The sequence below is a fragment of the Pseudomonas sp. BN515 genome (genome assembly GCF_029873155.1).
In the GTDB taxonomy this organism is placed as follows: Bacteria; Pseudomonadota; Gammaproteobacteria; order Pseudomonadales; family Pseudomonadaceae; genus Metapseudomonas.
Window position 1 is genome coordinate 31,384 of sequence record NZ_SSOH01000081.1, and the last position, 11,770, is coordinate 43,153.

Annotated in this window: 10 protein-coding genes; 7 read left to right on the forward strand and 3 right to left on the reverse strand. The window is 64.8% G+C overall.

What is annotated here, in order from left to right; all coding sequences use genetic code 11:
* Positions 1–51: 51 nt before the first annotated feature.
* Positions 52–978, reverse strand: a complete 927-nt coding sequence (gene tal / locus E8E91_RS22730) for a transaldolase (protein WP_280379012.1) — start codon at positions 976–978, stop codon at positions 52–54.
* 284 nt (positions 979–1,262) lie between these two features.
* Between tal and E8E91_RS22735 the strand changes: the two genes are divergently transcribed.
* The gene (locus tag E8E91_RS22735) at positions 1,263–1,649 is read left to right on the forward strand and encodes a hypothetical protein (protein ID WP_280379014.1); all 387 of its coding nucleotides are present in this window, start codon (positions 1,263–1,265) and stop codon (positions 1,647–1,649) included.
* Here E8E91_RS22735 and dusA read toward each other — a convergent pair.
* Positions 1,619–2,629 (reverse strand): tRNA dihydrouridine(20/20a) synthase DusA, encoded by a 1,011-nt coding sequence (dusA, locus tag E8E91_RS22740; RefSeq protein ID WP_280379016.1) that lies wholly within the window; start codon positions 2,627–2,629, stop codon positions 1,619–1,621. The two genes, E8E91_RS22735 and dusA, sit on opposite strands and share 31 nt — an antisense overlap.
* 302 nt (positions 2,630–2,931) lie before the next feature.
* Here dusA and E8E91_RS22745 point away from each other — a divergent pair, with 302 nt between their 5' ends.
* On the forward strand, positions 2,932–3,420 hold the full coding sequence (locus E8E91_RS22745; protein WP_280379018.1) for a tetratricopeptide repeat protein: 489 nt from the start codon (positions 2,932–2,934) through the stop codon (positions 3,418–3,420).
* Positions 3,421–3,512: 92 nt separating this feature from the next.
* Positions 3,513–4,121, forward strand: a complete 609-nt coding sequence (locus E8E91_RS22750; RefSeq protein ID WP_280379020.1) for a flavin reductase family protein — start codon at positions 3,513–3,515, stop codon at positions 4,119–4,121.
* Between the two features lie 79 nt (positions 4,122–4,200).
* On the opposite strand, the gene E8E91_RS22755 is transcribed toward E8E91_RS22750, so the two are convergent.
* Complete coding sequence (locus E8E91_RS22755) at positions 4,201–6,888, reverse strand: cation-transporting P-type ATPase (RefSeq protein ID WP_280379022.1); 2,688 nt, start codon at positions 6,886–6,888, stop codon at positions 4,201–4,203.
* A gap of 261 nt (positions 6,889–7,149) precedes the next feature.
* Here E8E91_RS22755 and E8E91_RS22760 point away from each other — a divergent pair, with 261 nt between their 5' ends.
* The 4 genes from E8E91_RS22760 to E8E91_RS22775 all read left to right on the forward strand — a co-directional run bounded on the left by E8E91_RS22760 (position 7,150) and on the right by E8E91_RS22775 (position 11,674).
* Positions 7,150–9,114 (forward strand): methyl-accepting chemotaxis protein, encoded by a 1,965-nt coding sequence (locus tag E8E91_RS22760; protein WP_280379024.1) that lies wholly within the window; start codon positions 7,150–7,152, stop codon positions 9,112–9,114.
* Between the two features lie 113 nt (positions 9,115–9,227).
* Positions 9,228–9,848, forward strand: a complete 621-nt coding sequence (locus E8E91_RS22765) for a glutathione S-transferase (protein ID WP_280379026.1) — start codon at positions 9,228–9,230, stop codon at positions 9,846–9,848.
* Positions 9,849–9,965: 117 nt separating this feature from the next.
* Positions 9,966–10,898 (forward strand): ABC transporter ATP-binding protein, encoded by a 933-nt coding sequence (locus tag E8E91_RS22770; protein ID WP_190832258.1) that lies wholly within the window; start codon positions 9,966–9,968, stop codon positions 10,896–10,898.
* On the forward strand, positions 10,895–11,674 hold the full coding sequence (locus E8E91_RS22775) for an ABC transporter permease (RefSeq protein ID WP_280371913.1): 780 nt from the start codon (positions 10,895–10,897) through the stop codon (positions 11,672–11,674). The genes E8E91_RS22770 and E8E91_RS22775 overlap by 4 nt, the downstream gene beginning before the upstream one ends.
* The last annotated feature ends 96 nt before the right edge of the window (positions 11,675–11,770 follow it).

Sequence of the window (11,770 nt, forward strand, 5' to 3'; positions counted from 1 at the left end):
TCAGACGCATGAAAACGCGCGCAGCCCGCAAGGGCTGCGCGCGTTCGTGTTTCAGCGGCGCGAGGCGAGCAGGGCTTCCAGCTTTTCCTGGTCGCGAGCGAAGAGGCGGATGCCTTCGGCCAGCTTCTCGGTGGCCATGGCGTCTTCGTTGAGCTGCCAGCGGAACGCGACTTCGTCCAGCACGACGCGGGCTTCGGCATCGCTGCCAGGGGCCAGGTTGCGTTCCAGCGTGCCCTGGTCGTCCGCCAGCTTCTGCAGCAGCTCGGGGCTGATGGTCAGCCGGTCACAGCCTGCAAGCGCTTCGATCTGCCCCAGGTTGCGGAAGCTCGCGCCCATTACCACCGTCCGGTAGCCATTAGCCTTGTAGTAGCGGTAGATGCGCGCAACGGACTGCACGCCTGGGTCTTCGGCGCCAACGTAATCGCGGCCTTCGGCCTTCTTGTACCAGTCGTAGATGCGGCCGACGAAGGGGGAGATCAGGAACACCCCGGCATCGGCGCAGGCAGCCGCCTGGGCGAAGTTGAACAGCAGGGTCAGGTTGGTCTGGACACCCATGCGCTCCAGCTGTTCGGCCGCGCGGATGCCTTCCCAGGTGGACGCGATCTTGATCAGTACGCGCTCTCGACCGATGCCAGCTTCCTCGTAGAGGCCGATCAGGCGCTCAGCGCGGCGCAGGGTGGCGTCGGTGTCGAAGGACAGGCGGGCGTCCACCTCGGTGGAGATGCGCCCCGGAATCACCTTGAGGATCTCCTGACCCACGGCTACACCGAAGCGGTCGCAAGCCAGGCCAAGGTCACTGCCGGCACCTGCCACCGCGCTGTCGAGCAACTCGGAATAGCGTGGCATGGCAGCGGCTTTCAGCAGCAGGGAAGGGTTGGTGGTGGCGTCGACCGGCTTCAGGCGGGCGATCGCGTCCAGGTCGCCGGTGTCGGCAACGACGGTGGTGTATTGCTTGAGTTGGTCCAGCTTGGAGGTCATGGCAAAACCTTGTCGTGGCGGATGATCTGACCTTACCCGAGCCGCAGGGGCTGCTCAACGGGGGCGTAAGGGCTTTTTTACAGGCCATCGGCCTGCCCATCTCAACAGACCCGGAAAAGGGGCATCCGGGTTCCGCGCGGAAAAAGATTTCGCATTTTTATTGCGGTTTTTTCGTGCTCGTCCGTCTACATCTGTGAGAGTCCGAATTTTTCGGGAAACAGGCTGGCAGGAGAGCCAGTCGGAGGCGTTGCGTCAGCAAGCCATTGATAAACAAGGAGATATTGATGCGAGTACACGCATTGCCACGGGTCAGGCCGGTTGTCCTGCAGCCCCTTGATCTGACGGTCGAACGGAGCCTCCCGCAGCTGGACCAGCGCCTGTTGCGGCAGATGCTGCAGCAATCGGGGCTGAAAACCAGCATGCCGCGCCTCAAGGTGCTGGAAATCCTCTGCCTGGCATCCTTGGAGGGTGGCGAGATTCTCAGTCGCGTTCTTCACGAGCGTCTGGTGGAAGCAGGCGAACCGCTGTCGCTGGTCAGCGTGCGCCAGGTGCTGGGCCGGATGGTGGACAGCGGCCTAGTGGTCGCCCTGGGCGGCAGCCGTTACTGCCTGGCGCCGTCCTGGGAAGCGACGATTTCCGCTCAGCGGCCGCGCAGCAGCTCGGCAGCCTGATCCAGCAGCGCCAGCGGGTCGTCTGTCTTGTGTACGTCGACCGACAGCAACTGGCGGAAGCGCCGGGCGCCGGGGAAACCCTGCGCCAGGCCGAGGACGTGGCGGGTGATGTGATGCATTACGCCGCCTTCCTGAATGTGGCGCTCGATATAGGGGCGTATGGCCTCGAGGGCCTCGGCACGGCTGATCTGCGGGCCATTGCCTCCAAGCAGCCCAGCATCCACTTCGGCCAGCAGGTAGGGGTTGTGGTACGCCTCGCGGCCCAGCATCACGCCATCGAAGGTATCGAGGTGCTCGCGGCACTCGTCGAGGGTCTTGATACCGCCGTTGAGGATGATCTCCAGGTCCGGGAAGTCCCGCTTCAGCTGTGCCGCCACGTCATAGCGCAATGGCGGAATCTCGCGGTTCTCCTTGGGCGAAAGACCTTCGAGGATGGCGATGCGTGCATGGACCGTGAAGCTGCGGCACCCGGCCTCGCGTACCTGGCCGACGAAGTCGCAGAGCTCCTCGTAGCTGTCCCGCCCATTGATGCCGATCCGGTGCTTCACCGTGACCGGAATCTCCACCGCATCCAGCATCGCCTTGACGCAATCGGCCACCAGCGCGGGATGGCCCATCAGGCAGGCGCCGATCATGTTGTTCTGCACCCGGTCGCTAGGGCAGCCGACGTTCAGGTTCACTTCGTCATAACCCGTCTCCTGCGCCATCTTCGCGCAGGCCGCCAGGTCCGCTGGCACGCTGCCGCCCAGTTGCAACGCCAGCGGGTGCTCCGCCTCGTCGTGACGCAGAAAGCGCTCACGGTCGCCATGCAACAACGCGCCGGTGGTCACCATCTCTGTGTAGAGCAGGGCGTGCTTCGACAGCTGGCGCAGGAAGAAACGACAGTGCCTATCCGTCCAGTCCATCATCGGCGCCACGGAGAAGCGGCGGGACAGGGCAGGGCGCGTGGATGCTGGCGTGGAGGCTTGTGCGGCGGTCATTCGGGGGCTTCTGGATTGCTGCGTTTTCCTGGTACTTCCGGTTGTTTTCGAGCTGTTGTAGCAACCCGAACGGGGGCAATCGGAAGGTGGAAACGCAAGGACGGGACGTTTGGCAGATTCGGATCATGCGTAATGGCCGGGAAGTTTATCAGGAAAGCCGGGCCTTCAACTGCATGCCGGTCGCCACGCGCTTCGACCAGTCAAGCCCCAGGACCAAAGGGAACTTCAGGCATTGGTGAGAGTCGGAGTTCGCCGAGATTTTCCCATCCCGTCCTATCTGAACTCAGGTGAGAACACCGCCGATGCGCCACAGGAATTTCTTCCCGACTCTGTTACTTGCCGTCTGCGCGGCCGCCACGTTACCCGCGTTCGCTTCTGGTCCGCGGAGCAATGGTGCGTCGGGCGCTTTTCTGGAAGCAGCGGCGCTGCAGCTGGAGTACGGTGAGGTAGAGCTGGCTGGCGACACCCTGGAGCGCGCCCTGCGTATCGAGCCGAACAATCCGGCGATCCTGCACCAGCTGGGTCAGGTGCGGTTCCAGCAAGGGCAATATGCGCAGGCTGTGGCGCTGGCGATGCGGTCCAACGCACGAACACGCAACGATGCCGATCTGCGCAGTCGCAATCTTCAGCTGATCCAGTCGGCGCGACAGGCCATGGGGCCGGGTGTAGCGGGCGGCTCGGAGGCGGAAGTGGAGGTGGATGAGCAGGCCGAGGTCCGGGTCGGCCTCGATCAGTACATACCGGCTCGTCATGAGGCGGGTGTCTCCGCCGGTGGGGTTGAGGCCTATTGACCCTTCCGAGGGGGCGCGCAGCCTTGAGGCGTCTATGTCGTGACTTCGGCGGCAGGGCATAATCGCCGTTTCCTCTTCGCTGGAGCTTTTCCATGCAGCTCGACTTCTCCCAGCTGGCGCCGCTGGATGCTTATCGCTGGCTCGCTTCGACCATCACACCGCGTCCCATTGCCTGGGTTTCCACCCTGTCGAAGGATGGGGTCAGCAACCTGGCGCCGTTCAGTTTCTTCCAGATCATCAGTGACAATCCGGCGACGCTGCTGGTGAACATCAACACCCGTGGCGACGGGCAGCTCAAGGACACGCTGCGCAACGTGCAGGACACCGGCGAACTGGTGATCCATCTGGTTTCCTTCGAGCAGGCGGAGGCCATGAATGCCAGCGCGGCTCTGCTGCCCCACGGCGAGAGCGAGTTCGAGGCCTGCGGTATCGCCACGGAGCCTTCGCTGCGCGTGCGTCCGCCGCGCGTACGGGGCGCGTCGGTGGCTTTCGAGTGCAAGCTGGCGGAAATCCAGCCCTATCCGCGCGCCAATCCCAATTGCCACCTGGTGTTCGCCGAGGTGCTGCTGGCGCACATCGATGATTCGGTGCTGACCGACGCGGGCAGGGTGGACCCGCAGCGCCTGGACCTGGTGGGGCGCCTGGGCGGCAGCGCCTATACCCGTACCCGTGACACCTTCAACATGGTGCGGCCGACCTGAGCCGCACCACCTGACTTACCCGTAAATCACCACCAAGGGGCGCAACCGTTGTCCGCATCGTGACGTTGCTCGATCGGCATCAGGTCAGGGGCGGGCGTCGTTTGCTGGCGATGTAGTGGCGCAGCCACTTGTCGGCCTCGGCGACCGCACAGGTGGCGACTGCCGTGGCCAGGCACCAGCCCCAGCCTTCCAGGCCCAGCCCACGGGTGCCGAACAGCGACTGCAGCGCGGGCACGTAGGTGAAGCCCAGTTGCAGCAGCACCATCAGGCCCACCATGGCCCAGACCATCGGATTGTCCCGGATGCCGAAGCGCGCCGGGCCATTCAGGCGCCGGCTGCTGAACAGGTAGCCGATTTCGCCGAACACCAGTGCGTTCACCGCCAGGGTGCGGCTGGCTTCCATGCTCCAGCCGAGCTCCTGGGAGTGAATGAACAGCCCCAGGCTGGCCAGGGTCAGCAGCACCGATACCAGCAGGATCAGCCAGAGCAATTCGCCTGAGAGCAGTGGAGCCTTGGGGTCCCTCGGCGGCCGCGCCATGAGGTCGTCTTCGGCGGGCTCGAAGGCCAGCGCCAGGGCCAGGGTGACTGCGGTGATCATGTTCACCCAGAGGATCTGTAGCGGCGTGATAGGCAGCGTCAGACCGAGCAGAATGGCGGTCAGCAGGACGAAGGCCTGGGCGCCGTTGGTGGGCAGGATGAAGAGGATGGACTTCTTCAGGTTGTCGTAGACGGTGCGGCCTTCCTCCACTGCGTGGGCGATGGTGGCGAAGTTGTCGTCGGCCAGCACCATCTGCGCTGCTTCCTTGGCCGCCTCGGTGCCCTTGATACCCATGGCGATGCCGATGTCGGCGCGTTTGAGGGCAGGGGAGTCGTTGACGCCGTCGCCGGTCATGGCCACCCGCTCGCCGATTGCCTGCAGGCGCTCCACCAGGCGCAGCTTGTGGCTCGGACTGGTGCGGGCGAACACGCTGGTTTCCCGAAGCAGGGTGTCCAGCTCGGCGTCGGTCAGGTCGTCCAGGTCGGCGCCGGTCAGCGGGGTACCGGACGGCAGCCCCAGGCGTTCGGCGATGGCGGCGGCGGTGGCGGCATGGTCGCCGGTGATCATCTTCACGTGGATGCCGGCGCTGTGGCAGTCCTCGATGGCGAGGATGGCCTCTTCTCGTGGCGGGTCCATCATCCCCACCAGGCCCAGCAGCACGAAGCCATTGTCCAGGTCTGCATGGTCCAGCTCGTGTTGGCCGCTGCCGACAGCGCGACGGGCCAGGCCGATCATACGCAGGCCGGCAGCGGCTCCCTCATCCAGCACGTCGTCCCAGATGCGTGGGTCCAGCGGTTCGGCGGCGGCATTGCGCCATTGCTGGTCGCAAACTTCCAGCAAGCGTTCCGGTGCGCCAACCAGATAGATCACGCCCTGGCCCTTTTCATCGCGGTGCAGGCTGGCCAGGTAGCGGCGCTCGGAGCTGAAGGGAATGGCGTCCACCCGGGGCTGGCGCAAGGCTTCGTCGCTCGAATCGAGTTGCAGCTTGCCGGCCAGGGTGAGCAGGGCGGCTTCGGTGGGATCACCGGTGATGCACCACTGGTTGTCCACCTCGCAGAGGCTGGCACTGTTGGCCAGTAATCCGGCCCGCGCCAGTTCGTGAAGGTCGTGGGCCAAGTCGCCGCTGGGGCTGACATCGCCTTCGGGCGCATAGCCCACGCCGGAAATCTCGTAGTGGCGGGCGGCGGTGTAGACGCGCTGCACCGTCATTTCATTGCGGGTCAGGGTACCGGTCTTGTCGGAGCAGACCACCGTCACCGCCCCCAGGCTTTCCACGGCCGGTAGCCGGCGGATGATCGACTGGCGGCGAGCCATGCGTTGCACCCCCAGGGCGAGGATGATGGTCAGCACCGCTGGCAGCCCCTCGGGAATGGCGGCTACGGCCAGGCCCACGGCGGCCATCAGCATGTCGTCGGCACTGTAGCCACGCAGCAGGATGCCGAAGACGAAGGTGGCCGCCGCCAGCACCAGGATGATCAGGGTGAGTTGGCGGGCGAAGCGGGCCATGTCCGCCAGAAGCGGGGTCTGCAGTTGCTCCACGGAGCCCAAGAGGTGACTGATGCGCCCCAGCTCGGTCTCGCCTGCGGTCGCCACCACCAGGCCCACGCCGCTGCCGGCGCTGACCAGGGTGCCCGAGTAGGCCATGCTCTGCCGGTCGCCCAGGCTGGCGTCCGCGGTGACGGGACGGTTGGTCTTGTCGGCGGGAACCGACTCGCCAGTGAGCGCGGCTTCCTCGATGCGCAGGTCACGGGTTTCCACCAGGCGCAGGTCCGCCGGTACGCGGTCGCCGGCTTCCAGCAGCACCAGGTCGCCCGGTACCAGGTCTTCTGCAGGCACCTGGCGCACTTCACCGCTGCGTTTGACGCGGCTGTCCAGGGTCAGCAGCTTCTGGATGGCGCGCATGGCCGACTCCGCCTTGCCTTCCTGGATGAAGCCGACCACGGCGTTGATCAGCACCACGCCGAAGATCACGGCGCTATCCAGCCATTCGCCCAGGGCCAGGGTGACCAGGGTCGAGGCCAGCAATACATAGATGAGCAGGTTGTGGAACTGCAGCAGGAAGCGCTTGAGCGGTCCGGCCCCGGCACGTTCGGGCAGGCGGTTGGGCCCAAAGCTGGCCAGGCGGCGCTCGGCTTCCTCGGCGTCCAGCCCGGTCGGCCTGCTGTCCAGTCGCTGCAGGCTGTCCTCGACAGTCTGGGCATGCCAATGGGTGGGTGATGGCGCGGTCATGACGTCCTCCTTGGCGAGTCCTGAGTCAAGCCTAGTTCTCAGGCCAAGTTCCTTTATTGGCCTGGGTCAGTTCCCAGGGTTCCGTAGGAAGGATAGAAAGCGATCCAGAAACGACCTCCACTTAGCCAAAAACAGCAGGCCAGTCCGGGCGGCAGGATTGTGGCTTGTCGCCAGTATCCGGCTGCTCCTATGTTCGCCCTTTCAGGGAAGCGGATGACAGATCGCGTCCATGCAGTTGTCGCCTTGCGGGGAGGTAGGAGCATGTGGACTGTCTTGCAACACCGGCTGGCCAGCCTGAGTACTGCCAGCAAACTGATGCTGGGATTCGGCGTCGTGTTGGCGCTGACCCTGGTGGTGGCCGCCACCGGCTTCACTGCCCTGCGTGCCGTGGACGACAGGGCCCATCTGCTGGAAGAGATGCGCGCCATCAGCGGCGACGTGCTGGTGATTCGCCGCACGGAAAAGGACTACGCCCTCACCTCCGACGCCAAGCACGCCGACGCGCTTCGCCAGCAGGCTGAAGCCATAGTCGCCCGCAGCGAGGCGCTGGCCGCGCAACTGAGCGGACCGGGGCACGACGCCCTGGGCGAAGTCACCCAGGCCATGGCCGAATACCGTGGCGCGTTCGACCGCTACGTGGAACTCACCGATAACCAGCGCCTGGCCCTGGAAGCGGCCAACTGGCTGGTGGTCAGCGCCTCCAACAGCCTCGACGTGCTGCAGAGCGGCCTGAACGAGGATGGCGTCGACTTGCTGAAAAGCTCCCAGGGTGCTGAAGGTGCCGACCTGGTGACCCAGGGCGGGCAGATCGGCCGGGTCTATCAGTTGCTCCTGCAGGCGCTCAATCAGGCCCGTCTGCGCCTGGAGCAGAGCCGCGGCAGCGAGGAAACCGGCGCGCCGCAGATCCAGGAAGCCCTGGACGCCCAGAAGCTTGCCGCCGAACTGCGTGACGGCATGCAGGACCCCGGCTACGCCGCCGTGCTCACCGAAGTGATCGGCAACGTCGACTCCTTCAACGAACGCCTCAAGGATTACACCGCCACCCTGGCCCAGCAGCGCCAGGAGTACGCGCACCTGGCCGCCGAGGCGGATCGCGTGGTGCAGGCCGTGGAGCGGGCCTATGAACTGCAGAAGGCCGACATGCGCGCCCAACAGGATTCCAGCTCGCTGCTGATCCTGCTGGCGGCGGCGCTGGCGCTGGTGATCGGGCTGGCTGCCACGGTGCTGATCAGCCTGCTGATCGTCCGGCCGCTGCGGCGAGTCATCGGTCTGGCACAGCAGATCGCCGAGGGTGATCTCAGCGCCAGCATCGAGGTGCAGCGCCGCGACGAGATCGGCCAATTGATGGAAGCCATGCGGGGCATGTCCGCCAACCTGCGGGACATGGTCGGCCGCCTGCAGGGCGGGGTAGCGCAGATTTCCGCCTCGGCGCAGGCGCTGTCCAGCGTCACCGAGCAGACCCGTGTCGGCGTCAACGGGCAGAAGGAAGAAACCGACCAGGTGGCCACCGCCATGAGCGAGATGGCCGCCACCGTGCAGGAGGTGGCGCGCAACGCAGAGGCCGCTGCCAGCTCCACCGAGGCGGCCGACAACCGCGTCAGCACGGGCAGCCAAGTGGTGCGCCAGACCCTGGAGCGGGTCAACCAACTGGCCCATGCGATGGAAGAAACCACTTCCAGCATCCAGCGCCTGAGCCATGACACCCAGAGCATCGGCACCGTGCTGGATGTGATCAAAAGCGTCGCCGAGCAGACCAACCTGCTGGCGCTCAACGCCGCCATCGAGGCAGCCCGAGCCGGCGAGCAGGGCCGTGGTTTTGCCGTGGTGGCGGACGAGGTGCGGGCGCTGGCGCGGCGTACCCAGCAGTCCACCGCCGAGATCGAACGGCTGATTGCCACCCTGCGAGAAGGCGTACGCAACTCGGTGGAGCACATGCAGCAGAGCGAAAGCCTGGTGGACCTGACCGTGCGCGACGCCAACCTGACCGAGGAAGCCCTGGCCGGCATCGCCGAAGCCGTGACCCTGATCCATCAGATGAACCAGCAGATCGCGGCGGCAGCAGAGCAGCAGAGTGCGGTGGCTGAAGAAATCAATCGCAGTGTCACCAGCATCCGCGACATTGCCGACCAGTCCGCCGAAGCCATGGATGAAACCGCGACATCCAGCGTGCAGCTGGCCCGTCTGGGCCAGGAGCTTCAAGGCATGGCGGGAAACTTCAAACTCTAGGCAGCTGTTCCGGAAGTCCACCGCGAACGAGAAGATCTGGAGGATTCGGCATTCCGTCGCCTGACGCGGCGCCCTAGAATGGTGCCCCTGTCCAACCGGCCTGGAGTGTCGCAATGCTGAAGATCTGGGGGCGAATCAATTCCACCAACGTGCGCAAGGCGCTCTGGGCGGCGGAAGAAGTCGGCGTCGCGTACGAACAGCGGGATGCCGGCGGCGCTTTCGGGCTGGTCAACGAGCCGGCCTACCGTGCGCGCAATCCCAACGGCCTGGTGCCGATGATCGAGGATGGCGACCTGGTGCTCTGGGAGTCCAACGCCATCGTCCGCTACCTGGCGGCGTGTTATGCCGCAGGCACCCTGTACCCGGAATCCCCGGTTGCGCGTGCCGAGGGTGACAAGTGGATGGACTGGACCACCTCCAGCTTCGCCACGCCCTTCCGCGACCTGTTCTGGGGCACCCTGCGCACACCGCCGGCCGAGCGCAACCAGGCGCTGATCGACGCCGCGCTGACCCGCTGCGGCGAGCTGCTGGCCATTCCCGACCGGGCCCTGGCCCAGCATCCGTATCTTTCCGGCGACGCCTTCGCCATGGGCGACATCCCCTTGGGTTGCTTCGCCTATGCCTGGTTCGAGATGCCCATCCTGCGGCCGGAGCTGCCCCACCTCCAGGCCTGGTACGAACGCCTGACGGCGCGGCCTGCGTATCGCAAGGCTGTGATGACGGCGCTCACCTGAGTCGCCAGCTCGCCGACCCGGCCATTGGAACCTAGGCTGATGTGCAGCGATGCATGGTTGAATTTGCTGGCATTTAGCCTTATCTAGCCACTTCCCCTTGAAGCAGACGAATCCACTATGAGTTCCGCCCTGTCCATCCGGCAGTTGACCAAGACCTACGGCAATGGCTTCCAGGCCCTCAAGGGCATCGATCTGGAAGTGGCCGAAGGTGATTTCTTCGCCTTGCTCGGCCCCAACGGCGCGGGCAAGTCCACCACCATCGGCATCCTGTCCACCCTGGTGAACAAGACCAGCGGCAGCGTCAGCGTCTTCGGCAACGACCTGGACAAATCGCCCTATGCACTCAAGCGCTGCCTGGGCGTGGTGCCCCAGGAGTTCAACTTCAACCAGTTCGAGAAGGTCTTCGACATCGTCGTGACCCAGGCGGGCTACTACGGCATTCCGGCGAAGGTCGCCAAGGAGCGCGCCGAGCAGTACCTGAACCAGCTCGGCTTGTGGGAGAAGCGCAATTCGGCATCCCGCGAGCTGTCCGGTGGTATGAAGCGCCGCCTGATGATCGCTCGCGCGCTGATCCACCAACCGCGCCTGCTGATCCTCGACGAACCCACCGCAGGCGTGGACATCGAGCTGCGCCGCTCCATGTGGAGCTTCCTCACCGAGCTCAACGAGCAGGGCATCACCATCATCCTGACGACGCACTACCTGGAAGAGGCCGAGCAGCTCTGCCGCAACATCGGCATCATCGACCACGGCCGGATCGTCGAGAACACCAGCATGAAGGAGCTGCTGAAGAAGCTTCACAAGGAAACCTTCCTGCTCGACCTCAAGGAGCCCCTGGAAGTGGTGCCGCAGCTCAACGGCTACCCGGCCGAACTGGTGGATGACCACACCCTGGAAGTGCAGGTGGAGAAGAGCCAGGGCCTGACCGAGCTGTTCCGCCAGCTCGCCGCCCTGAACATCGACGTGCTGAGCATGCGTAACAAGTCCAATCGCCTCGAGGAGCTGTTCGTGTCCCTGGTGGAGAAAAACCTGGCGAAGGTGGCCGTATGAGTTCGGAACTCTCCGCCAACCTGGTCGCCCTCAATACCATCGTCACCCGTGAAGTCCGCCGTTTCATGCGGATCTGGCCGCAGACCCTGCTGCCCCCGGCCATTACCATGGCGCTGTACTTCGTCATCTTCGGCAACCTGATCGGCCGGCAGATCGGCGACATGGGCGGCTTCAGCTACATGGACTACATCGTCCCCGGCCTGATCATGATGTCGGTGATCACCAACTCCTACAGCAACGTGGTGTCGAGCTTCTTCGGCAGCAAGTTCCAGCGCTCGGTGGAGGAGCTCCTGGTATCGCCGGTGTCGGCGCACACCATCCTCCTCGGCTACACCATTGGTGGCGTGCTGCGCGGGTTGGCGGTGGGGGTGATCGTGACCTTCCTGTCGCTGTTCTTCACCAAGCTCCAGGTGCACCACATCGGGGTGACCGCGCTGGTGGTACTGCTGACCGCCACCATCTTCTCCCTGGGTGGCTTCATCAACGCCGTCTACGCACGCAACTTCGACGACATCTCGATCATCCCGACCTTCGTGCTGACCCCGCTGACCTACCTGGGCGGCGTGTTCTACTCGATCAACCTGCTGCCGCCCTTCTGGCAGGCGGTGTCCCTGGGCAACCCGATCCTGCACATGGTCAACGCCTTCCGCTACGGCATCCTCGGCGTTTCCGACATCAACATCGGTGTCGCCATCGCTCTGATGCTGCTGACCATGGTCATCCTCTACACCGCCTGCATCCGTCTATTGGTGAGCGGACGGGGCATGCGTCAGTAAGGCGAAACAATGCGACACAGAGTGGCATTATCTCTGTAATGCCACTGGCGAGCCTGCCGATATAGTCGGCAGGCTCCTTTCCTTCCGAATCGTCCC

What these genes read in the sequence shown, in the direction of transcription:
- tal (WP_280379012.1), bottom strand. Translation starts at nt 978, where the DNA reads ATGACCTCCAAGCTGGACCAACTCAAGCAATACACCACCGTCGTTGCC.
- E8E91_RS22735 (WP_280379014.1), top strand. Translation starts at nt 1,263, where the DNA reads ATGCGAGTACACGCATTGCCACGGGTCAGGCCGGTTGTCCTGCAGCCC.
- dusA (WP_280379016.1), bottom strand. Translation starts at nt 2,629, where the DNA reads ATGACCGCCGCACAAGCCTCCACGCCAGCATCCACGCGCCCTGCCCTG.
- E8E91_RS22745 (WP_280379018.1), top strand. Translation starts at nt 2,932, where the DNA reads ATGCGCCACAGGAATTTCTTCCCGACTCTGTTACTTGCCGTCTGCGCG.
- E8E91_RS22750 (WP_280379020.1), top strand. Translation starts at nt 3,513, where the DNA reads ATGCAGCTCGACTTCTCCCAGCTGGCGCCGCTGGATGCTTATCGCTGG.
- E8E91_RS22755 (WP_280379022.1), bottom strand. Translation starts at nt 6,888, where the DNA reads ATGACCGCGCCATCACCCACCCATTGGCATGCCCAGACTGTCGAGGAC.
- E8E91_RS22760 (WP_280379024.1), top strand. Translation starts at nt 7,150, where the DNA reads ATGTGGACTGTCTTGCAACACCGGCTGGCCAGCCTGAGTACTGCCAGC.
- E8E91_RS22765 (WP_280379026.1), top strand. Translation starts at nt 9,228, where the DNA reads ATGCTGAAGATCTGGGGGCGAATCAATTCCACCAACGTGCGCAAGGCG.
- E8E91_RS22770 (WP_190832258.1), top strand. Translation starts at nt 9,966, where the DNA reads ATGAGTTCCGCCCTGTCCATCCGGCAGTTGACCAAGACCTACGGCAAT.
- E8E91_RS22775 (WP_280371913.1), top strand. Translation starts at nt 10,895, where the DNA reads ATGAGTTCGGAACTCTCCGCCAACCTGGTCGCCCTCAATACCATCGTC.